A 21,014-nucleotide genomic window follows, 5' to 3' on the forward strand; every position below is an offset into this window, starting at 1 on the left:
ATTTTAGATAAAATGGTCTCGCAGCCAACTTATTCCTTGGTAGATATGCGCTCAGAACTGGATATTAGCTTGCAAACCTTGCAAAAGAGTATCCAACAATTAAATGATGTTTTGGCTCCTAATATCCAGATTATCGCACAAGATGATCAGTTAATGTTAGAAGTGTATGACTATACAGAGTTGGAAAGGATTTTATCTGGTAGTTTAAAACAGGAGAGTGACTTCAATTCTTCCAGTAAAAGAATTGCCTATTTGCTAAAACGTTTAATTGAGTCAACCTCCCCTCTTCTTATTGACGACTTGGCTGAGGAAGTAGGTGTTAGTAGAAGTACCCTTAATAAGGATTTAAAACAAGTAAAATCTTTGGCAGAGAGTTACTCTATCACTATTTCAGGAAAGCCCAACCGTGGGCTGGAGGTCTTGGGGAGCGAGCTGAATTTGCGCTTGCTCTATATTCACCAAGTGGCTCCTTACTTTGAAGGAAGGACACTCACTGAGGCAACATCTTCTTTTCTGGAGACGCTAGTCCAGGACTATAAAATCCCTAAAGAAACACAGGAACTCCTTCGAAAGACCATTTCAATTATGGTGGAGCGTATTCATACATCTAGAGTGTTGAATTGTCCTATTCCTTACTATAGGAATGATTTAACAGAGACACCTTTAGCTGAGAAATTAATCTATCATATTGAAATGACTTATAAGATTTCCCTCAGTCAGTTTGAGATAGACTTTTTGTGTTTTCCGTTTAATGTCCGTTTTATTGACACTTTAAGCAAGACATCTTATCAATCTGAACAGCTTGCAAAGATTTTTCAAGGGATTGTCAAGAAAGTCAAAGAAACAATGTTGGTTCACTTTGATGATGAAGAATTATTTGAAGAAATCAAATCTCATCTAGGCCCCTTAATCAATCGACTGATTTTCCATGTGCAAGCTAATGATATATTTCATGGCGAGGTTCAAACTCAATATCCTTTTGCTTTTGAAATGGCAAAAATAGCTGGAGAAGAACTATCTGCAATTTTTGGTTCTGAATTGGAATTATCTGAAATCGGATATCTGGCTTTGTATTTTGAAATGATTTTAAGAAAGCAAAATTCTGCTGTAAAGGGTTCTCGCAAGCAGATAGCTGTAGTTTGCACAACAGGAAGAGGAACTGCTACGATGATTATTCAGCAACTCAGACGAGTCCTTGGAAATGATGTAGACATTACTCAGTATTCTGAAGAGGATTTTAATGTGGATTTGAATCAGGACTATTTCGCGATTTTTACGACAGTTCCTCTAAAATATAAAGATTCTAAATCTCCAGTCATTCAAGTTAATCATCTTTTTGATGATCAATGGCTGCAGGAAGAATGGCAGAGGGCCAATGCTTTTCATCAAAAAAATCTAGAAACAGTCAGCTTACGTTTTCTTCGGTTGAGCCCCCAAAAAACCTATCAGCAATACTTGCTAAATATGGTTGCAGAGTTAGAGAAACTTCAGATGATTGATGAAGGTTTTAGAAATCGGATAATTGATAGGGAGAAAAAGCAATCAACCATTTTTGGTGGAGGAATTGCCTTCCCCCATACAATTAACCAGGGTTATGCAAAGACTATTTTAATGTTCGGAAAACTAGAAGAGCCTTATCAAAAAGGAGATGAATGGATTGAATTTATCTTTCTAGTCGCCATACCCTCAGAAATTGAAAGAAAAATGGAAAGTGAATTGCTGGAATTGTATGACGATATTTTTCGAATTGCAGGAGAGCCTTCTCTAAAAGAAGCATTGAGGGCTGTAGAAACAGAGACAGAGTTTCTATCATTTTCTAAGAGCAAAGGAGTATTTTAATGAATTCGCTAATAATTTTCGCTGTGTTTGTCATGGCAGCTTATATATTTCAAATGTTCCTCGGCTGGCAGCAACTCAAAGACTTCAATAAGACCTATACGATGCTCCGAAAACTGGGGCGCGTAGCGATTGGCAGGAAGTCCGGAAGAATAAAATCCGGTACGATTGTCATGTTCGCGGTTGATGAAAACGGTCGGGTTCTTAAAGCTAGCAAAATGCAAGGAGTAACAATCTTAGCGCGTTTTCAAAATATGGATGATTATGTCGGAGAAGACATCCATTATTTTGACAAGTATAATCCTCTTGTGAGAAAAGAAAATAAGTTGATGCAATCAGTCATAGAAGATGCTAGAAAAGTCTATCTTTGGCATGAGGCAGGTATTGAGAAAGAGACAAGTTCTTCTGATTCTTTTCTGGGATTCGGCTTTTATACGAATTACTTACAATTATCTATTAAACAGTTATTTAAAAAAAATAAGAAAAGGAGTTCCTTATGAATCACATTACAAAATTTGCAGAGAGTTTTATGAAACTCTTCCAATTAGGTGGAGAAACCTTTATTAGCTGGATGACAAATATTGTACCGCTTGTCTTAATGCTATTGATTGCAATGAATACCCTTATCGCTTTCTTGGGAGAAGAAAAGGTCAATTCCTTGGCTAAGATTTCTGCCAAAAATCCTGTTAGCCGTTATATGATTTTACCTTTCATTTCAGCCTTTATGCTGGGGAATCCGATGGCGATCAGTATGGGACGCTTCTTGCCAGAATATTATAAACCTAGTTTTGTAGCAGCTCAGATGCAGTTCTGCCATACTTCAAACGGGGTATTCCCGCATATCAATCCTGGGGAATTGTTTGTATGGATGGGAATTGCAACAGGAATTCAAACTTTAGGTTTAAGTCAAATGGACTTAGCCATTCGTTACATGCTTGTTGGGCTTGTCATGAACTTTGTAGGCGGTTGGGTAACCGATTTTACAACTGCTTATGTAGCAAAACAGCAAGGTGTTACCTTGAGTAAAACATTTGATTGATAGAAAGAGTGAAATTATGTCATATAAGAGTATAAAAGTTGTTAAAGGAAATGGCGGTTTCGGAGGACCTTTGGTCATTACCCCTAGTGAGGCTAAGCATAAATTTATCTATATCACTGGCGGCGGAGAAAAGCCAGATATTGTAGATAAAATTGCTGATTTGACCGGTATGGAAGCTGTTAATGGGTTTAAAACTTCTATCCCTGATGAGGAAATTGCTTTAGCAATCGTGGATTGCGGCGGTACTCTTCGCTGCGGTATTTATCCTAAAAAGGGGATCCCTACAATCAATATTGTCGCTACAGGGAAAAGTGGCCCTCTAGCACAATATATCACCGAGGAAATCTATGTGTCAGCAGTTGGCCTTAATCAAATTTCTGCTGCTAATGAAGACGAAAAAGCGACAACTGTGGTAACAGAAAAGCCAACTTACGATACTAGTAAAAAAATTACAGAGCAAAAAGCTGAAACAAGTATTGTAGCAAGAATTGGGATGGGCGCTGGGAAGGTCGTTGCGACTTTCAACCAGGCAGCTCGTGAAGCCATCCAAACAATGCTCAACACAATCATTCCTTTCATGGCCTTTGTTTCCTTGCTGATTGGGGTTATTCAAGGTTCAGGTGTTGGAAATTGGCTGGCAAAATTAATGGTTCCCCTAGCGGGGAACATCTGGGGACTCATTTTGATTGGCTTTATCTGTTCCTTGCCATTCCTATCTCCTTTGTTAGGCCCCGGAGCTGTTATCAGTCAGATTATCGGAACCTTAATTGGAGTCGAAATCGGAAAAGGGAATATTCCGCCCCAAATGGCTCTGCCAGCTATATTTGCTATCAACACTCAAAACGGTTGTGATTTCATTCCTGTAGCACTCGGTCTATCTGAAGCCAAGTCTGAAACAGTTGAGGTTGGTGTCCCTTCTGTGCTTTATTCACGCTTTCTCAATGGTGTTCCGCGGGTGCTAGTAGCTTGGATAGCTAGTATTGGTCTTTATCAATAGACCTTTGATAGATGCACGTAAACAAAGCAACTATTATGTTAAACTTATCTATAAGCATAAGTTTAAGACAAATTAGAGAAAGGATAAATAGGAATTAGATGAAGAAAATTTTTGAAGCTAAAGTAATTCAAGTGGGACCTGAAGCTCAGAATATGATTCAAGATGCCAATATGCTCATTTTATTTGGAGAAGAAGCACCGGAAGATTTAGCAGAGTATTGTTTTAAGATTGATAACAAAAATCTGCTAGGTTCAATACTAGAAGGCGGCAAGCTGGTGGTAGATAATCAGGAATATTCAATTAGTTCTGTGGGAAATGTAGTAGAAAAAAATTTAACTGGACTGGGCCATATCACGATTTCTTTTGATGGTTCAAAAGAGGGGAGTCTTCCTGGTACACTCCATGTCGCAGCAGACCAAGCAGTAGTAATTGAAAAAGGCTCTACCATTCAGATTTTTGAAGTAGCTCAAGTAGGATAAAATATCTAAATAAGAATACTAGAAAAATAAGAGTCTAAAAACTTGATTCAGAGCCTGGGCAAAAAGTCCAGGCTTTTGGGTCTAAATTAGAAAAAATAGATGACGCAGTGGTTGATTGGCATCTTCCTTCGCTTTTTAAGCCCCAAAGATTGCCTGATCAACTGTGCGGGGGTGGGAAGACGAACTTTTTAACTTGTTTGAAGTTCTTTCCCACTCCCTTTTTGATTGGAAGAATAATTTATGTTATAATATTGTAAAATTTGTCATTATTTTTCAATATTTTCGCAATATGACAAATCAACAAAATTTATAAGGAGAAAACCATGTCAGATAAAGATGGACAAGGTCAAGTGCAAGGGGCTTGGCAAGAAAATCAAACTAGCCAGCCAATGCAAGGGAATTTCCAGCAGCTTCAGTCGCAAGAATTACCTGATAAGAAAGGCAATATCGGAAAAGTCATAGGACTTTCAGTTTTTGCTCTTATAATTGGTCTTTTGATTGGTAGCGGTTCAGCTTATTTTATCGGCAAGCAGGCGCAGACAAATAAGGATATACAAAGGATTAAGCGTCTGAGTAAGGCTCAGGAAGAAGCTAAAGACAAGAGTTACAGCTTTACTACAGACGGGCAGTCGGTTCAGTTTAATTGGACTTTGAAAGACTTGGGACGGTTGAGCTATACAAATGATGAGGGATTAGGCCTGACGGCTGATCAAATCGTTGAAACTTATGGCTTGGCTAGTTCAGCAGAATATGATCGTAATCGTCTGTTACTCCGATGGGGCCCTTCTGTCAGGGATAAGGAGCAAAATATTTCTTTTCAATTTGATAAAGTTGACCAGAACTACTATCTGAGACAAGTGGTAGTTGGAGATTCTTTTAAAGAATATAGAAAAGGGAAGGAAACGACAGATTGGAGCGTATTATCTCCCAAAGACCTTGAACGTTTGAAAGAAGGAGACAAGGAAACGGGTGAAGGAGGAACAGCTTTATCAGAGGTCCTGAAGAAGCATCCTGTTCCGTCAGAAATTGTCATCACAACCGAACGTGATGTGGATAATAAGATTATCTCCAACCGTCTGATTGCTGAGGTGACTTATAAAACAGAAGATGGTTATGAATACCTATTGTTTGTAGGCCAGCCAGATGGAAATTTCTTATATATAAAGTCAGAGGAAATGTAAGTTTTTAGTTATTTAGTTTATCTTTTGTAACTGACTGCTTTCAAAGCATTTCGTTATTAAAAGAGAACTGATAAGACTATTGGAAATAAACAAGAAAGAGGAAAGAAGATTGACAGAACAGCAAACACAGCATTCTTTTGAGCCTTCAAGGAATGCTCAGTCGCAAGAGGAATTCCCGCATCATTTTCAACCTCAGCAAGGCCATGTTTCAAGTCCGCAGGGACCAACTCCGCATTTGACCAAGAATAAATCCTGGAAAGGAATCCTGATAGGCGGAGCCTTGCTTTCTCTTGGTCTTGGACTAATCGGAGGGGGAATCTGGGGATTTAGAATGGGAGTAGCGGATGTCATCAAAGGGGAATATCCTGTGCTCCATCCTTTGGCAGATGCTGGGGAATCAAAGAGAGATCAATCAGATCAGTACATTGACCCTGATACTACTGAGTTCAAGTGGGATATTGATAGTTTGTCAGAGTTACGGTTCAATACTATTCAGACAGATACGAATGGTACTTCTGTGGAAGATATTCTTGATAAATATGGCAAGGCTTTAAAAGAAGAAATCTCTCATGACAGCCTTGATTTAGAGTGGGGAACGCTTCAAGATTCTGATGATGAGGAGGACTGGCCAGTTTATTATACAGATCAAACTGCTTCTCTGGATTTTGAGAAGAAAAAAGATGGTTTCTATCTGAATAGCCTTCATATCTATAATATTCGCTTTGAAGGAAGCAATCATAATGCTAAGGACGAAGCCATGGCCGCTGATTACTTTGAAAAACTGAAAAAAGGCGATGCAAAGACTGGTAAGGACGGCATTTCCTATAAGGAAGTTTTTAAGGAATATGGCAGTCCGCGAAGTATCTCTATTCGTGTAGATGAAGATTTCAGTGAGGATACTAGTCAAACCATTATGGAGGCGGCTTATGACGCTCCTAATGATGGTACTTATAGGTTGTTCTTCGTTCAGCAGGAGGACGGAAACTATCTTTTGTCCATTACTGCCAACAAATAAAACAGAACTCAAATAATAAAAGGAGAAACGATGTCAGAACAAAATAAACCGCAGGAACAATCTTTAGAAGGATTAGCTCCGTATCCACAGCAAGTCCCGTCATCAGATCCAGGACAATTTGTAGCTAACTCAGTAGAGGGGCAGCCTCTTCCAGCAGAAGGAGGCAGTCCTGAGATGCCGAATCCTAATCAAGATTTTGGTGTTCAGCAACCCATTTTTGATGCTCCTCAACAACAGATGCCTCAGCAGGATAATTGGGGAAATCCCGCTTTTCAAGGAGCAATTCCTCAGGGATTTAATCCAGCTGGTCAGAACTTTGCCGGACCACAGCAAGCTGCAAACTTCGCTGGCCAGCCAAGTCCAGAGCCAAAGAAAAATAGTACGGGCAAGCTGATAGGATTTTTAGGAATAGGTCTGGCAGCGGGACTATTGTTAGGAGGTCTTGGCAGCTATTTCCTAAATGATTTTATGGGTGGTGGAAGTGTGCCAAGTCTGTCTCGAAAGGGACATCAAAGCGATGTTGCTTCTTTTGTGGCTCCGTCAAAAGAGGATGTGTATGAATGGGAAGTGAAAGACCTTGAAAAGCTGAGCATTGTTAGTGCGGATGATGAAGGATTGACCCCTGAACAAGTAGTCAAAGATTTTGGCTTGGCCAGCAGTGTGACGTTTCAAGAAGAAGGGCTCTCATTGTCTTGGTTACCTGACTCTAGTTATACCACTCTGACCTTTATGAAACACGAGGATGGCAGCTACCATCTTCAGGGTATGAGTATTATGCCCGGTAGTGACGACTATGATAAAAAGGTATCTGGCCAGATTACAGAGAACTTAAAGACGGGTGATGCGGAAACAGGCGAGGGCGGTTCTTCCTTTAAAGAAGTGATCAAGGAATACCCAGAATATCAACATATCTCAGTTTATGGGGATGGTGAATCAGAGCCGAAGATGCTTGTAAACTATGAAACATCTTCAAATAAGGAGATAACTTTGACTTTTATCCGTCAGGAAAATGGACAGTACCTATTGAGTAATCTTTCTAAATAGAATAAATGAATAGGAGTTCTTGTCTCATAAGCTGGAAACTCTGAACGGTACGCAAAAGATCAAAATGACCATTGATGCTAACAGCGGGAACATTTTGAACGAAAGAATTAAATAATATCGTTGGTATATAAGTTTGGAATTGCTTTGTTGGGCACGGACGAGAGTTCGTGCCTTTTTCCTTGTAGATTTAGAGCTAAACCTGTTCAAAATATGATATACTGGAACAAGACTGTCTTAGCGAAACATTGCCTTTTCAAAGTGTTTAGAGGAAGGGTGAACTGAGAAGTTAAAAGGACTATTCATCAAAGTCTCACATTAGTTATTTTTGTTGTAAAATATTTTAAAGAGTAAATGATGTTTTAAAAAAGTTATTGATACAGATATGGTATTTCTAGCTTATTGAAGAAAGAGAAGCTAGTGTCTGTCTTTCCGAGTAGTTCTATCGAAATGAATGAAAAATGCTATCTTACTAATGCTGATTAGTTTAAAAAATATGATTGGGAGAATATATGGAAAAAAGAAATCTGGAAGCCTTAAGACGGGAACATGAATCAAAATTTAACAAGGTTCAGCCTAAAAGAAGGGACGTCAATCATTCTGTATTCCCATCCAGAAAATCTGAAGAAGAGGAATCTCAGGCTTTAGCTCAATCACAAATGACTGAGAAAAAATCAGTCGAAAACATTGAGTCCAATGAATCCTCCTCTAACTCAGTAATTAATGTAAGCGACAAAGATAGTGGAGCTCAGTTCAGCTATCAGGATGTTTCAGAGACTCCAGACGGTTTGAGAACTGAAACAGAGATTAAACGAGTTTCAACGGCTGAGTCAGATGACTTCTTACACCTGAGGGGGAGAGAGTTATCTCGCCTTATTTTTGCTTTAGAATCCTTGAAATCTAAGAAAAAAGAATCACTCTATTTTAAGGATGAAACTAGTCGTCCAGACTCAGAACTTGTATCTGAAGCAGAAGAGTATGAGCTTCGTCCGAGATTTAGTGCTGAGGAGCTCGCTAAAAAAGAAGAGAATGAGGCTTTTTGGAAGGAAAATTCGGAGTCTTCATCTGATAGTTCTATGGGTTGGAAACTTATGTGGGCGTTTTTCATGTTACTCATAGGACTAGGAGCTGTAGGGCTAGTTTCCAATCCGAGCTCTAAAACAAATAATATTTATAATGATTCTTTTGATATTTATCAGGGGGGAACGTCATCTAACAGCGAAAGGGATTTAACTTCTACTAATCGTTCAGAATTGATTGCTGGAGAAGAATATCAGTTTCATATCACTTATGATGATGTCGCACTTTTGTTTGCGGATTTTAAAGGAACTGCCTCTCGTTTAACAGCAGATGAAGTGGTTGCTAAGTTAGGAAAAGCGAAATCAGGGAGAGAACATAATTATGATAATCAAATAATAACACTGAATTTAGATTATCCTGATGCAGGATCAAATGCTTCGGTTTCAATTTCTTTTTCTAGTTACGGTAGTGTGGGAACGCCTAAATTAGATTCTCTATTCAGTCATCATCTTAGCAGCAATAGTTTGCCAAATCGAAATTCTCAATTAACTCGTCAAGATTTTTCTGGTATAGAGAAAGGGAAATCCTACCAAGAAGTTGTCGGTCAATTGGGATTGCCAGATAGTCTTTCTATCTATACAAATTACATATCTTCTAGCAAAGTGTCTATTAGTTATCAGTTATCTGATGGCCAAATAGTTCATCTTTCTTTTGGAGTCTCTGATTCTCAAGGTTATATATTAGAAAAAAATCCTGGTTTAGAGGATGGAGCAGGAGAAACAAACACTTAGTGCTTGATGTAGAAGCTAATTTTGTTCAAGGTGCTAAAAGCATAGAGTTAAAAAAATACAATAGGAGGATGGATGAAAAAAAGAGATTTAGAGTCATTGAGACAACAGCACAAGGCTAAATTTACAGGAGGTAAATCGGCGTCAGCTAAAAAAGAGCAGCGACAACCTCAAATAAGTCCTGATATTGATAAAACGAAAGAAGAATCACAACAGTTACCAACAGGAGAGAAGAAACTCGAAACAAAAACTGATTGGAAGCAAGGGGAGTTTGTAGAGAAGAGGAGAAAAAATTTAAAGTGGGTCTGGACAAGCGGGTCAATTCTTTTAGTGATATTGGTGCTTGCTTCTATTTTTTGGTATGTTTCTTCAAATAGGAGAAGCCAGGAACGCAATACTTATCAATCTAGTTGGTCCTCTAGTGAGGAAAGTGAGAGTTACTCTTTTTCGGAAACCTCGTCTCGCTCATGGGAGGTTCCTGAGGACGAAGACTCTCAAGAGGCCACAGCTTATGTTGATAAGAAAGCAGCAAGATTCGCTTGGACATTTGATGATATCTTATCACTTCAAGTCTATTCATCTGAACAGCAAGGAAGTGGACAAGACGCCCCAACTGCCGAGGAGATTATCGAACGGTTTGGGAAGGCAACATCAGGAGGAGAGAGTAACAACGGTAGCGATGATACACTTTATCTTTTTTATAGTGAATCGAGTGGACAACAAACAACTAGTCTTTTGTTCAAAAAAATTGACGGCAAGTACCGACTGAGCACAATTCGTGGTAACCAACTGAGCAGCTCGCTTTACTCAAGTGGCTCAGAAACGCTGACTGAAGCAGATTTCCAGGACTTGAAAGCAGACGAATTTGGACAAGGTGCCCACATTCAAGATGTGGTGTCGCGTTTTGGTTTGCCACAAGTTATCAACAAGTCTGTAGACTATAAAGACAGAACGATTGTCTATCTCAAATATAAGCTGACGAATAAAAGCTATCTTTACTTAGACTTTGCCTTATCAAAGACAGGAGATTATCGACTGACTCGGAAGTATGTTTATTGATAAGAAGATTCTTATTCTATGGTTTAGAATTATTTGTTTGGGGATGATAGTTGGTTCATAAAGGAGAGAAGGATGCCAAGAAAAGACTGGGAGAGTCTGCGCCAGAAGCGTCAAACTAAATTTCAACAGGGTCAGAAGAGAGCAGGAAAAGTTCAAGGAGAACAGAAACTAGCTATTACTGAAGCAGAGTACCAAGAATTTGCGAAGAATAGGGTGGAAAACAAGAGCTCTACTCAGGTCGAGAGAGACGGGAAAGGAATTCTTGGACGTAAGCTTGTTAATAAACAAGTGTTGTGGTCATCAGTAGGTTTCTTGTCCATCTTCTTGCTTTTATCAGTTCCTTATTTGGTAAAACAGCTTGAATACTTCTTATCCCCTCAGAGAGTATTGGATGAATATGTGGATGAGGGGAACGATCATTTTGACTGGACTTATGAGGATATTAGCCAGCTTCAACTACAGAAAAAAAGTGATGTTGATGAGCGAAGCGGGTCTGGACTAAGCCCCAAGGATATTGTGAAGAAATTTGGTAAAGCGCAGTCAGGTAATCTAGCTCCTTTCCTGAATCAGACTGCTGGGCGCATGAGTCTTTTCTATTCTCGAGAAGAACCGCGGCAGCGTTTGTCTTTCTACTTTGAAAAAATAAATAATGAATATCAATTGTCAGGTATTTATTCTTATAATCTTGCTAGTTCGCAGCATGCTCAAAGCCGAACAGATCTAAAAGAGGAAGATTTTGAACATCTTGTCCTTGGTAAAGAGTTTCAAAACGAAGATGGAACTAGCTATCAGGAAATTTTAGAAAAATTTGGTTTATCAAAATACATAGAAATTGATTCCGGTGGCGAGAGTGGTCAAAAGCTGAATGTTTTATATAAGTTGGAGGATGGGAAATATGTAAGTCTCTGGTTCACCGTTTCTCAGGCCGGTGACTATCTTCTTTACGAAAAACATATCACCTGATGTTAGATACCTTGAGAGCGAAAAGTATCGGTAGGCAATAATCGGAGACGCTTATGAGTATTCATTATTGGGGAAAACTGAAGCTATTCTCTATTGCGCGACCAAGGTTCATTTTAATTGAATGGATAGTATTTGTCAGATTTTGAAAAAGTAGGCAGATGGTATTCTTTGTTTTGAAAAAATAATTGCTAGAAAAAAGGAATTTGGTTTATTTAAGGAGAAGAGCATGGGAAGAGGGCGGAAAGTTCAACGGGAGTGGTCAAAGAAGCCAGGATTCAACAAGCAAGCAACTAGTGTGTTCTCTGATAGCAGTCCTCAGGGGGAAGTTTTTGAGGCTACAGCTAAAGAAAAACAGCAAAAAAAGTTGGCAGGTAGTCGAAAACCTAAACTTATATCAAGTTTAGGTCAGTCTCGATACGCCTCTTTGTTAGTAGTTTCTACAGGTCTAGTGCTAATTACTTGTTTTGCAATACTTGTATCATATATGTGGCCAAGGTCCAAGCAAGTACGAAACCAGTCATCAGTGCAGTCTACTAGTACAGTTCAGAATGAATCAGAAGATAACATAAAGAAGCTGACTGAAGATTATTCTGACCTTATAGAAGAGAATCGACAAATAGACTTCCAAATAGAAGATATACTACAGATGGTAAAAACGATGAAAGAACCTAATGTGCTTCCACAGGATGTTGTCGAGAAGTATGGAAAAGCTAGTTCCGGTAGCATCGATAATAGCGTGAAAGGCAGCCAATTAGTTGAACTGACATATAAATTAATAGGAGAGAAAGGAGATATTACCTTAAGGTTTAGGGATGTTGAGGGTAGAACAGAGCTCTCATTAGTATACGTTAGACTATTCCGTAATGCTTGGGGGCCAGTTACGAAATCGGTCGATGATTACCGAACTCTTATCCCTCAAGATAAGCAAGAAGGAGTGGAAGTAAAACAGGCCATAGCAGAACTGGGGATGCCTAAAACTATTTATGCTTCTAAATCAGTTAAGGGGCAAGTTGATTCAATTAGTCTAAGTTACTCAACCACAGACAATATGACTGTTTCTTTGTATTTTGACGAAGTGAATGGGCTTTACCGTCTAAAAAGTTTGCTGACTAGCACTGTCTGAGAAGATAGACCAGAAACGCCAGAATCTTCTTTAAAAATCAAGAGGCTGGTGAAAATAGAACTAAAAAAATCCTGATGAGAGTATCAGAAAGGCATTGGGGAAGTAAAAGTCTAAGGAATAGATGGAACCAATCGCAATGGGCCTTATCACAATCGGGTATCTAGGGAGTCCCTAAAACATTGGAGCTTCCAAATACTTATTATAAAGTAGGAATCAAGGAGTATTAATCTGAGTCTATGTTAGATAGAACCTACTGTCATTTGGACTGTGCGGAGGATAAAGATAGGAAACTTCATTTAAAAAATATTCAATCCTCTGAATAGGGAATAATATCGTTCTAAGAAAGTTCAAACTAAACTTCTGAATTGTGTTATAATAGATAAATATTGGATGGCTAGGAGAGAGTGTATCTTTCTCTAAATGAAGAAATAGAAAGAACAAAGAGGTAAAGCTATGTCTGCTACTAAAATGAACGCTCAAGAAATTATCAAATTTATCGCTGATGCCAAGAAAAAAACTCCGGTCAAGGTGACCTTTGATGGAGAATTGCACGGATCCATCCCTTGGTCTGTTGTGAAGTTAGGCAATGTTCTTTTTGGAGACTGGGAAGAAATTAAGCCGCTCCTAGCGAACTTAGAGGAAAATAAGACCTATGTCGTAGAGCAGGATGCCCGCAACTCTGCGGTGCCGCTTTTGGACAAGCGCGACATCAATGCCCGCATTGAGCCGGGCGCTATTATTCGCGACCAAGTTGAAATTGGCGACAATACTGTCATCATGATGGGGGCAGTCATCAATATCGGTGCAGAAATTGGTGCCGGGACCATGATTGATATGGGTGCTATTCTGGGCGGCCGAGCAATTGTTGGCAAAAACAGTCATATTGGTGCCGGTGCGGTTCTGGCGGGAGTCATTGAGCCAGCTAGCGCAGAGCCAGTTCGGGTTGGAGACAATGTGCTGATTGGTGCCAATGCGGTTGTGATTGAAGGTGTACAAATTGGCAGTGGTTCCGTTGTTGCAGCTGGTGCGATTGTGACCCAGGATGTTCCGGAAAACGTAGTGGTTGCTGGCGTTCCGGCACGAGTTATCAAGACCATTGACGAGAAGACCCAGCAGAAGACAGCTCTGGAAGATGCTCTGCGTACTCTTTAAAAATAGCATAAATTTGAATTGATTGGGTGTGGCCCAACACTTTGACTGGTCTGACAAGATTTTAAAGGAAAGAAACAATGCTTGATTATCTGAAAATTCGCCGTGATTTGCACCAGATACCAGAAATCGGTCTGGAAGAATACAAGACCCATGCTTACTTGATGCAGGTCATTGATGGACTGACAGCAGGTCTAGACTTTGTGGAAATCCGAACTTGGCGGACGGGTATTTTGGTCTTTATCAAGGGAAGTTCACCGGATAAGACGATTGGCTGGCGGACAGATATTGATGGTCTTCCGATTGTGGAGGATACAGGACTGGACTTTGCCAGTACCCATGAAGGCCGGATGCATGCCTGCGGACACGATATGCACATGACGGTTGCCCTAGGCCTGCTGGAACAAGCTGTGAGCGCTCAGCCTACCCACAATCTGCTCTTTCTCTTTCAGCCTGCAGAGGAAAATGAAGCTGGCGGTATGCTCATGTATGAAGACGGTGCTTTTGGCGACTGGCTGCCAGATGAATTTTACGGTCTCCATGTGCGACCGGACCTCAAGGTCGGCGATATTGCCACTAACAGAGGAACCCTCTTTGCTGGTACCTGTGAAGTCAAGTTAACTTTTAAGGGAAAGGGCGGTCATGCGGCTTTTCCTCATGAAGCCAATGATGCTTTGGTGGCGGCTAGCTACTTTATCACCCAGGTGCAGACCATTGTCAGTCGCAATGTCGATCCCATCGAGGGAGCAGTTGTGACCTTTGGTTCTCTCCATGCTGGCACGACCAACAATGTCATCGCAGAAAGGGCCTTTTTGCATGGCACCATTCGGACCTTGACTCAGGAGATGAACCTCTTGACTCAGAAGCGCTTACGGGAAATAGCAGAGGGCCTAGCCCAAAGTTTCGGTCTGGAATTGGACTTGGAGCTTAAACAAGGTGGTTACCTACCTGTGGAAAATCATCCTGGTCTGGCAGACGAATTGATGGACTTTTTCCAGAAGGAAGAAGGAGTGCAGTTGATTGATATTGCGCCGGCTATGACAGGTGAGGATTTCGGTTATCTGCTCAGTAAGGTCAAGGGCGTCATGTTCTGGCTGGGAGTGGACAGTCCCTATGCCCTCCATCATCCCAAGATGACACCGGATGAGGCCGCACTGCCCTTTGCTATTGAAAAGATTGGGAAATTCCTAGATTATAAAATCAACGAAAGATAAGAAAAAGGTGGACGAGCTGCATGAAAAAAGAGCTAAGACAAACTGTACTGAACCAGATGAAGAAACTGTCAGGAAAAGAAAAAGAGCAGGCAGATAGCTGGCTGACCCAGCGCTTGCTTAGTTCAGCAGCTTATCAAGAAGCTCAGGTTATGGCTACTTATCTTTCAATGCCGCATGAAGTCTCTACTGCATCCTTTATTAAGCAGGCTCAGTTGGATGGCAAGAGGGTTTTAGTGCCCAAAACCTATGGCCAGGGTCGGATGATATTTGTGGATTATGATGAAAGACATCTGCAAAAGAGCTCTTTCGGCCTTATGGAGCCGACGAGCGAAGAGGCTGTGGACAAGACAGAAATTGATTTGATTCATGTGCCAGGCGTAGTCTTCAATTCTCAAGGCTTTCGGATTGGTTACGGCGGTGGCTATTATGACCGCTATCTGGCTGATTTTGCTGGGGCGTCTATCAGCAGCATCTATAGTTTTCAACAGTCTGATTTTGAGCCCGATTATCACGATATAGCAGTAAAGGAAGTGTTGACTTATGAACTACATCTATGATAAAAAATATCCTGTGACCAGTATTTTGCTAATTTTGACAACACTTGTCTTTGTGGGTATGCTTATTTTACGTGGTTTTTCTTATGCTGAAGCACAAACTGTCTTTGAATTTGGAGCAGTTTTTTCTCCAACCATTATCATGTATCCTGCTCAGATATGGCGTCTCTTTTCTGCTATCTTTGTGCATATTGGCTTGGAGCACTTTGTGGTAAATGCTGTTACTCTTTATTTTATTGGACGGCAGGCAGAAGATATTTTTGGATCGCGAAATTTCTTTCTGCTCTATATGATGTCTGGCCTGATGGGAAATATCTTTGTTTTCTTTTTCAGTCCGGATACTCTGTCAGCAGGGGCCTCTACAGCCTTGTTTGGCCTTTTTGCCTCTATCGTGACCCTGCACTATGTCGTTCGCGACAGCTATATTCAGCAGCTGGGGCAGTCTTATATGACCTTGATTGTGGTCAATATCATCTTTAGCTTCATGCCTGGCATCAGCCTGGCTGGGCATTTGGGAGGTTTGATTGGTGGCATACTTTGCGCGGTCATTCTTCCTGTCAAAGGTTCAAGCAATGCCTTTAAAACTGCTCAGCGCTGGCTGGTCTTGTTTGGCTATCTAGCCTTGGCTGCCCTTCTTATTTTTCTAGGTTTTCATCATTCCTTGATTTAATGAGTCTTTAGAAAATAACTGATGAAATATCAAAAAAGAGGTTTGTCAACCTCTTTTTTAGTTAAAATTTCATTTTTCTCTAGCTATTTGAATCAATTATTTTTTACTCTGTTTTTTCTCTAGTTTATGACCTAAGTCAATGATATACTGCTTCAAGGAGTCTTTGACCTGCGGATGCTTGAGGGCGTAGTCGATTGAAGTCTTCATAAAGCCGAACTTGTCACCGACATCATAGCGATCACCCTTGAATTCGCGAGCGAACACGCGCTGCGTCTTGTTAAGAGTATCAATCGCATCGGTCAGCTGAATCTCATTTCCAGCACCTGGTGCTTGCTTTTCCAAGATTTCAAAAATTTCCGGTGTCAGCAGGTAGCGGCCGATAATAGCTAAATCACTCGGTGCATCTTCCGGTTTTGGCTTTTCGACGAAGGTTTCCACGCTGTAGAGACCTTTGACACCTTCGCCTTGAGGGGCAATCACACCATAAGAGGAAACTTCATCATGAGGGACCTGCATGACAGCGATGGTAGAAGCATGGGTAGCTTCATAGTCATCAATCAATTGCTTGGTCAGCGGCACAGCCTTATCATTGGTGATGTCCATAAGATCATCGCCCAGCATGACAACGAAAGGCTCGTTTCCTACGAAAGCCTTAGCCTGAAGGACAGCATCTCCCAGACCGCGTGGATGGCTCTGACGGATGAAGTGCAGACCGATACCAGTGGTTTCATCGACCAATTTGAGCAAGTCGTTCTTGCCTTTTTCTTTGAGATTGTATTCCAATTCGAAGTTGGAGTCAAAGTGGTCTTCGATTGAGCGTTTTGACTTACCAGTGACAACTAGAATATCTTCAATTCCAGATTTGAGAGCTTCCTCAACGATAAACTGGATGGTTGGCTTGTCAACGATTGGCAACATTTCTTTGGCCAGTGCTTTGGTAGCTGGCAGGAAGCGGGTTCCTAGGCCAGCTGCAGGGATGACGGCTTTCTTAACTTTTGACATAATTATTCCTTTCTATTAGAACGAAGTCCATTCGTTCTCTGCCTTGAATTCATTGTTCATGATTTCATAAATGGCATCTTTGATATTACAATTTTGATAAATAACCTTGTAAATCGCCTGTGTGATCGGCATATAAACATCCAGCTCTTGGGCCAGTTCATAGGCGGCCTTAGTGGTAGAAATTCCTTCAATAACCATGCCCATATTGGCTTCAATATCAGCTAATTTCTCGCCGCGACCTAGAGCATTGCCGGCCCGCCAGTTGCGGGAGTGGACAGAGGTCCCTGTGACAATCAAGTCGCCGACACCAGATAAGCCGCTGTAGGTCAGAGGATTGGCTCCTAACTTGACACCTAGACGCGTGATTTCAGCCAGACCGCGTGTAATGATGGCAGCCTTGGCATTGTCACCATAACCTAGTCCATGGAGAGCACCAGCTCCGACTGCGATGATGTTTTTCAGAGCGCCGGCAGTCTCCACTCCGATAACGTCGGTATTAGTATAGAGGCGGAAGTAGTGATTGCTGAAGAGCTCCTGTACATACTTAGCTGCTTTCAGATCCTTAGAAGCAGCGGTAATTAAGGTAATATCGCGTACAATGGTTTCCTCAGCATGACTGGGACCTGAGACGACGACAATCTCGCTGCGTAGCTCTGCAGGGATTTCTTCTTCTAGGATAGTTGAAATCCGTTCGTGGGTATTGGGCTCCAGTCCCTTGGAGGCGTGCATGATTTTTACCTTGTGGTTCAGAGCTTGAGCTACTTGTTTGGCTACCAGACGGGTTACCTTGGTCGGCACGACAAAAAGCACGGCATCCGCATCTTTTAAAGCCTCTTCTAGGTCATGATAAGCCTTGATCTTTTCGTCCAGTACAATATCTTTGAAATAGCGTTTATTGGTGTGTTCGTCGTTGATTTCGTTGATTTGCTCAGCGATATTTCCCCAAATACGAACCTCGTGTCCGTTGTCATTTAGCACTTGTGATAAGGCCGTTCCCCAAGAACCAGGACCAATCACAGCAACTCGTTGTTTATCCATATCTTCTCCTTATGATGAAATTCCGAGTCTGAATTTAAATCAGTTTTAGAGTTCTATATCTCATTTTACCATATAATATAAGAAATTTCTTGCTTGACATTGTTTTTATCTGTGATATAGTAAGGAAACTAAGTCAAATATGAAAAAAGTAGGAGGAAGCATGTTTTTTAAAAGTCTATTACGGTATAAATGGTATGCCCTGAGCTCGTTTTTGATGACCTCGCTGATGATTGCCAGCTCTCTTTTACTGCCCTGGTTTTTAAAACACATCTTAAATGCTCTGCAGGAGCAAAATAGCCAGACCATCTACAGTATGGGCGGTTGGCTGATTGGCATCGGTTTTGTCGGGCTGGTGGCAGGAGGGATTAATGTGACCTTGGCGGCTTACATTGCCCAGGCTGTCTCATCAGATCTCCGTGAGGAGACTTTCCGCAAGATTCAGACCTTTTCTTATGCCAATATCGAGGAATTCAACGCTGGAAATCTAGTCGTGCGGATGACGAATGACATCAATCAGATTCAAAACGTAACCATGATGCTCTTTCAGATCCTCCTTCGACTGCCCATCCTTTTTATCGGTTCAGTCATCCTGGCCATTGTGACCATGCCCTCTCTCTGGTGGATTATTTTCTTGCTGATTGTGCTCATAGCTGGCCTAACGGCTGTCATGATGGGGATGATGGGCCCTCGTTTTAAGAAATTCCAAACTCTTTTGGATAAAATCAATGCCATTGCCAAGGAAAATCTTCGTGGTGTGCGAGTGGTCAAGTCCTTCGTTCGGGAGGAAGACCAGTTTCATAAGTTCAGTCAGGTGTCTGATGAACTTTTATCAGAGAATCTCTATATTGGCTATGCATTTTCAATCATTGAGCCAATGATGATGTTGGTCGGCTACAGCTCTGTTTACTTGGCTATCTGGACTTTATCTGGCATGATTCAGGCGGAGCCAGGACTGGTTAGCTCTATAGCTTCTTTTATCGGTTATCTTAGCCAGATTATTTTCACCATCATTATGGTTGGCTTCTTGGGAAATGGCGTGACGAGGGGGATCATTTCTATCCGTCGGATCAAGGAAGTATTGGCGACGGAGCCAGCTATGGCTTTCCCAGACTCACCTGATGAAGAACTAGAAGGCAGCCTCAGCTTTGAGCATGTGACTTTTTCCTATCCCAATGATGATGAGCCAATGCTAAAGGATATCAGCTTTGAGGTTGAGCCGGGGCAAATGATTGGTGTTGTCGGTGCGACAGGTGCTGGTAAATCTACCTTGGCTCAGCTGATTCCCCGTCTTTTTGACCCGCAGGAAGGTTCTGTCAAGATTGGCGGTCGGGATCTGCGAGAGCTTAGTCAGGGAACTCTTCGAAAAAATGTTTCTATCGTTCTGCAGCGGGCGATTCTATTTAGCGGGACTATTGCGGACAATCTCCGTCAGGGCAAGCTCAACGCTTCACTGCCTGAGATGGAGCGGGCGGCTCGCATTGCCCAAGCCAGTGAATTTATCAGCCGTATGGAAGAGAGTTTTGACAGTGCAGTGGAGGAGCGTGGCAGCAACTTCTCTGGCGGTCAGAAGCAGCGGATGTCCATTGCCAGAGGTGTTGTCAACAATCCGAATATTTTGATTTTAGATGATTCGACCTCAGCCTTGGATGCCAAGTCAGAAAAGCTGGTTCAAGAAGCCTTGAATAAAGAGCTGCAAGGAACGACGACGATTATCATTGCTCAAAAGATTAGCTCCGTTGTTCATGCAGATAAGATTCTGGTCTTGGATCAAGGACGGCTAATTGGCCAAGGCACGCATGCGGAATTGGTCGCCACTAACGATGTCTACCGCGAAATTTATGAAACTCAGAAAGGAAAGGAGGACTAAGATGCGGACGATTGCATTTTTCTGGCAATATTTTAAGCGTTATAAATTATCCTTTGTCATTGTCCTTTTGATGATGGTAACAGCGACTGTTTTTCAGGTCCTTTTTCCGGTTTATGTCGGTCAGGCTGTTCAGCATTTGGTTGAGTTGGGACGGGCTTTTGCTGAGAAGGGTGAGACTGATCAAATTCTGTCGACTTTTGGCAGCGTCATGGGCAGTGTATTGGTGTCCTTTGTTTGCCTGTCTGTTTCCAGCTTGATTTACATGCTTTTGATGACCCGAGTTATTGCCCATTCGACCAATGAGATGCGTAAGGGCTTATTTGGCAAGCTATCCAAGATGACCGTTGCTTTCTTTGACCGCCATCAGGATGGAGATATTCTGTCGCGCTTTACAAGTGACTTGGACAATATCCTGCAGGCTCTAAATGAGAGCATGATCCAGGTTATGAGCAATGCCTTGCTCTATCTGGGCCTAGTGATTATCATGTTTGTCCAAAATGCTAGATTGGCCTGGATAACGGTAGCCAGCACACCGGTTGCTTTTCTTCTCCTAGTGGTCATTGTCAGGCTGGCTCGGAAATACACCAATCTTCAGCAAAAAGAAGTCGGCCGCCTTAATGCTTATATGGACGAGACTATTTCCGGTCAGAAGGCCGTTATCGTTCAGGGGATGCAGGAGGAGGTCATCAAAGGTTTTATTGAGCAGAATGACCGAGTACGCTCAGCGACCTTTAAAGGCCGAACCTTTTCAGGCCTTCTCTTCCCCATCATGAACGGGATGAATTTGATTAATACGGCTATTGTTATTTTTGTTGGTTCGGCTGTCTTGCTTAGCGATCCCAATGTCGAAACGGCCGTTGCAGTTGGCCTGATTACCACCTTTACTCAGTTTTCCCAGCAGTATTATCAGCCTATCATCCAGATTGCAGCCAGCTGGGGCAGTTTGCAGTTGGCCTTTACAGGGGCTGACCGGATTCAG

19 protein-coding genes and 2 pseudogenes are annotated in these 21,014 nt (G+C 41.6%); 19 read left to right on the plus strand and 2 right to left on the minus strand.

From position 1 onward, the window contains the following. Positions 1 to 12: 12 nt before the first annotated feature. The 16 genes from RYK49_RS07745 (at position 13) to RYK49_RS07820 (ending at position 16,128) form a co-directional block, all read left to right on the plus strand. Positions 13 to 1,839 carry a PTS sugar transporter subunit IIA gene (locus RYK49_RS07745; protein WP_002902101.1) on the plus strand — a complete coding sequence of 609 codons (1,827 nt, stop codon included), beginning with the start codon at positions 13 to 15 and terminating at the stop codon, positions 1,837 to 1,839. Next, positions 1,839 to 2,336 carry a transcriptional regulator GutM gene (locus tag RYK49_RS07750; RefSeq protein ID WP_002902102.1) on the plus strand — a complete coding sequence of 166 codons (498 nt, stop codon included), beginning with the start codon at positions 1,839 to 1,841 and terminating at the stop codon, positions 2,334 to 2,336. The genes RYK49_RS07745 and RYK49_RS07750 overlap by 1 nt, the downstream gene beginning before the upstream one ends. Beyond that, a complete protein-coding gene (locus RYK49_RS07755; RefSeq protein WP_002902103.1) occupies positions 2,333 to 2,875 on the plus strand; it encodes a PTS glucitol/sorbitol transporter subunit IIC in 543 nt (180 codons plus the stop codon). The genes RYK49_RS07750 and RYK49_RS07755 overlap by 4 nt, the downstream gene beginning before the upstream one ends. A gap of 16 nt (positions 2,876 to 2,891) precedes the next feature. After that, complete coding sequence (locus RYK49_RS07760; protein ID WP_009660130.1) at positions 2,892 to 3,872, plus strand: PTS glucitol/sorbitol transporter subunit IIB; 981 nt, start codon at positions 2,892 to 2,894, stop codon at positions 3,870 to 3,872. A 98-nt stretch (positions 3,873 to 3,970) separates the two neighbouring features. Next, positions 3,971 to 4,351: a PTS glucitol/sorbitol transporter subunit IIA gene (locus tag RYK49_RS07765; RefSeq protein WP_002902105.1), complete on the plus strand. Its 381-nt coding sequence runs from the start codon at positions 3,971 to 3,973 to the stop codon at positions 4,349 to 4,351. A 323-nt stretch (positions 4,352 to 4,674) separates the two neighbouring features. Further along, on the plus strand, positions 4,675 to 5,532 hold the full coding sequence (locus RYK49_RS07770; protein WP_314865379.1) for a hypothetical protein: 858 nt from the start codon (positions 4,675 to 4,677) through the stop codon (positions 5,530 to 5,532). 79 nt (positions 5,533 to 5,611) lie between these two features. Further along, the gene (locus tag RYK49_RS07775) at positions 5,612 to 6,547 is read left to right on the plus strand and encodes a hypothetical protein (RefSeq protein ID WP_314865381.1); all 936 of its coding nucleotides are present in this window, start codon (positions 5,612 to 5,614) and stop codon (positions 6,545 to 6,547) included. Between the two features lie 30 nt (positions 6,548 to 6,577). Next, positions 6,578 to 7,591 (plus strand): hypothetical protein, encoded by a 1,014-nt coding sequence (locus RYK49_RS07780; protein WP_002902111.1) that lies wholly within the window; start codon positions 6,578 to 6,580, stop codon positions 7,589 to 7,591. Positions 7,592 to 8,100: 509 nt separating this feature from the next. Continuing rightward, positions 8,101 to 9,399 (plus strand): hypothetical protein, encoded by a 1,299-nt coding sequence (locus tag RYK49_RS07785; RefSeq protein WP_061592448.1) that lies wholly within the window; start codon positions 8,101 to 8,103, stop codon positions 9,397 to 9,399. A 72-nt stretch (positions 9,400 to 9,471) separates the two neighbouring features. Then, the gene (locus RYK49_RS07790; protein WP_002920372.1) at positions 9,472 to 10,455 is read left to right on the plus strand and encodes a hypothetical protein; all 984 of its coding nucleotides are present in this window, start codon (positions 9,472 to 9,474) and stop codon (positions 10,453 to 10,455) included. A 72-nt stretch (positions 10,456 to 10,527) separates the two neighbouring features. After that, positions 10,528 to 11,418, plus strand: coding sequence for a hypothetical protein (locus RYK49_RS07795; RefSeq protein WP_061592449.1), 891 nt, complete (start codon positions 10,528 to 10,530; stop codon positions 11,416 to 11,418). Between the two features lie 226 nt (positions 11,419 to 11,644). Beyond that, on the plus strand, positions 11,645 to 12,541 hold the full coding sequence (locus RYK49_RS07800; RefSeq protein ID WP_004185210.1) for a hypothetical protein: 897 nt from the start codon (positions 11,645 to 11,647) through the stop codon (positions 12,539 to 12,541). A gap of 453 nt (positions 12,542 to 12,994) precedes the next feature. Next, positions 12,995 to 13,693, plus strand: coding sequence for a 2,3,4,5-tetrahydropyridine-2,6-dicarboxylate N-acetyltransferase (gene dapD, locus RYK49_RS07805; protein WP_314865391.1), 699 nt, complete (start codon positions 12,995 to 12,997; stop codon positions 13,691 to 13,693). Between the two features lie 77 nt (positions 13,694 to 13,770). Then, on the plus strand, positions 13,771 to 14,904 hold the full coding sequence (locus tag RYK49_RS07810; RefSeq protein WP_314831318.1) for an N-acetyldiaminopimelate deacetylase: 1,134 nt from the start codon (positions 13,771 to 13,773) through the stop codon (positions 14,902 to 14,904). A 20-nt stretch (positions 14,905 to 14,924) separates the two neighbouring features. After that, on the plus strand, positions 14,925 to 15,461 hold the full coding sequence (locus tag RYK49_RS07815; protein WP_314831317.1) for a 5-formyltetrahydrofolate cyclo-ligase: 537 nt from the start codon (positions 14,925 to 14,927) through the stop codon (positions 15,459 to 15,461). Further along, positions 15,445 to 16,128, plus strand: coding sequence for a rhomboid family intramembrane serine protease (locus RYK49_RS07820; protein WP_314831316.1), 684 nt, complete (start codon positions 15,445 to 15,447; stop codon positions 16,126 to 16,128). Before RYK49_RS07815 ends, RYK49_RS07820 begins: the two co-directional genes overlap by 17 nt. Before the next feature lie 96 nt (positions 16,129 to 16,224). Here the strand turns inward: RYK49_RS07820 and galU are convergent, their stop codons facing one another. Then, entirely contained in the window at positions 16,225 to 17,130 is a 906-nt protein-coding gene (gene galU, locus RYK49_RS07825) for a UTP--glucose-1-phosphate uridylyltransferase GalU (protein ID WP_314831315.1), read from the minus strand. A 15-nt stretch (positions 17,131 to 17,145) separates the two neighbouring features. After that, positions 17,146 to 18,168 carry an NAD(P)H-dependent glycerol-3-phosphate dehydrogenase gene (locus tag RYK49_RS07830; protein WP_314831314.1) on the minus strand — a complete coding sequence of 341 codons (1,023 nt, stop codon included), beginning with the start codon at positions 18,166 to 18,168 and terminating at the stop codon, positions 17,146 to 17,148. Between the two features lie 160 nt (positions 18,169 to 18,328). Between RYK49_RS07830 and RYK49_RS07835 the strand changes: the two genes are divergently transcribed. The 3 genes and pseudogenes from RYK49_RS07835 to RYK49_RS11365 form a co-directional block, all read left to right on the plus strand. Beyond that, positions 18,329 to 20,035, plus strand: a complete 1,707-nt coding sequence (locus RYK49_RS07835; protein WP_314831313.1) for an ABC transporter ATP-binding protein — start codon at positions 18,329 to 18,331, stop codon at positions 20,033 to 20,035. A 1-nt stretch (position 20,036) separates the two neighbouring features. Then, positions 20,037 to 20,175, plus strand: a pseudogene (locus RYK49_RS11360) (ABC transporter ATP-binding protein); the annotation flags it as partial. Continuing rightward, positions 20,151 to 20,882, plus strand: a pseudogene (locus RYK49_RS11365) (ABC transporter ATP-binding protein); the annotation flags it as partial. The pseudogenes RYK49_RS11360 and RYK49_RS11365, both read left to right, overlap by 25 nt. Between the last annotated feature and the right edge of the window lie 132 nt (positions 20,883 to 21,014).

The organism is uncultured Streptococcus sp. (genome assembly GCF_963525625.1).
In the GTDB taxonomy this organism is placed as follows: domain Bacteria; phylum Bacillota; class Bacilli; order Lactobacillales; family Streptococcaceae; genus Streptococcus.

What these genes read in the sequence shown, in the direction of transcription:
- RYK49_RS07760 (WP_009660130.1), top strand. Translation starts at nt 2,892, where the DNA reads ATGTCATATAAGAGTATAAAAGTTGTTAAAGGAAATGGCGGTTTCGGA.
- RYK49_RS07770 (WP_314865379.1), top strand. Translation starts at nt 4,675, where the DNA reads ATGTCAGATAAAGATGGACAAGGTCAAGTGCAAGGGGCTTGGCAAGAA.
- RYK49_RS07765 (WP_002902105.1), top strand. Translation starts at nt 3,971, where the DNA reads ATGAAGAAAATTTTTGAAGCTAAAGTAATTCAAGTGGGACCTGAAGCT.
- RYK49_RS07835 (WP_314831313.1), top strand. Translation starts at nt 18,329, where the DNA reads ATGTTTTTTAAAAGTCTATTACGGTATAAATGGTATGCCCTGAGCTCG.
- RYK49_RS07810 (WP_314831318.1), top strand. Translation starts at nt 13,771, where the DNA reads ATGCTTGATTATCTGAAAATTCGCCGTGATTTGCACCAGATACCAGAA.
- RYK49_RS07785 (WP_061592448.1), top strand. Translation starts at nt 8,101, where the DNA reads ATGGAAAAAAGAAATCTGGAAGCCTTAAGACGGGAACATGAATCAAAA.
- RYK49_RS07780 (WP_002902111.1), top strand. Translation starts at nt 6,578, where the DNA reads ATGTCAGAACAAAATAAACCGCAGGAACAATCTTTAGAAGGATTAGCT.
- RYK49_RS07755 (WP_002902103.1), top strand. Translation starts at nt 2,333, where the DNA reads ATGAATCACATTACAAAATTTGCAGAGAGTTTTATGAAACTCTTCCAA.
- RYK49_RS07790 (WP_002920372.1), top strand. Translation starts at nt 9,472, where the DNA reads ATGAAAAAAAGAGATTTAGAGTCATTGAGACAACAGCACAAGGCTAAA.
- RYK49_RS07795 (WP_061592449.1), top strand. Translation starts at nt 10,528, where the DNA reads ATGCCAAGAAAAGACTGGGAGAGTCTGCGCCAGAAGCGTCAAACTAAA.
- galU (WP_314831315.1), bottom strand. Translation starts at nt 17,130, where the DNA reads ATGTCAAAAGTTAAGAAAGCCGTCATCCCTGCAGCTGGCCTAGGAACC.
- RYK49_RS07820 (WP_314831316.1), top strand. Translation starts at nt 15,445, where the DNA reads ATGAACTACATCTATGATAAAAAATATCCTGTGACCAGTATTTTGCTA.
- RYK49_RS07815 (WP_314831317.1), top strand. Translation starts at nt 14,925, where the DNA reads ATGAAAAAAGAGCTAAGACAAACTGTACTGAACCAGATGAAGAAACTG.
- RYK49_RS07750 (WP_002902102.1), top strand. Translation starts at nt 1,839, where the DNA reads ATGAATTCGCTAATAATTTTCGCTGTGTTTGTCATGGCAGCTTATATA.
- RYK49_RS07745 (WP_002902101.1), top strand. Translation starts at nt 13, where the DNA reads ATGGTCTCGCAGCCAACTTATTCCTTGGTAGATATGCGCTCAGAACTG.
- RYK49_RS07830 (WP_314831314.1), bottom strand. Translation starts at nt 18,168, where the DNA reads ATGGATAAACAACGAGTTGCTGTGATTGGTCCTGGTTCTTGGGGAACG.
- dapD (WP_314865391.1), top strand. Translation starts at nt 12,995, where the DNA reads ATGTCTGCTACTAAAATGAACGCTCAAGAAATTATCAAATTTATCGCT.
- RYK49_RS07800 (WP_004185210.1), top strand. Translation starts at nt 11,645, where the DNA reads ATGGGAAGAGGGCGGAAAGTTCAACGGGAGTGGTCAAAGAAGCCAGGA.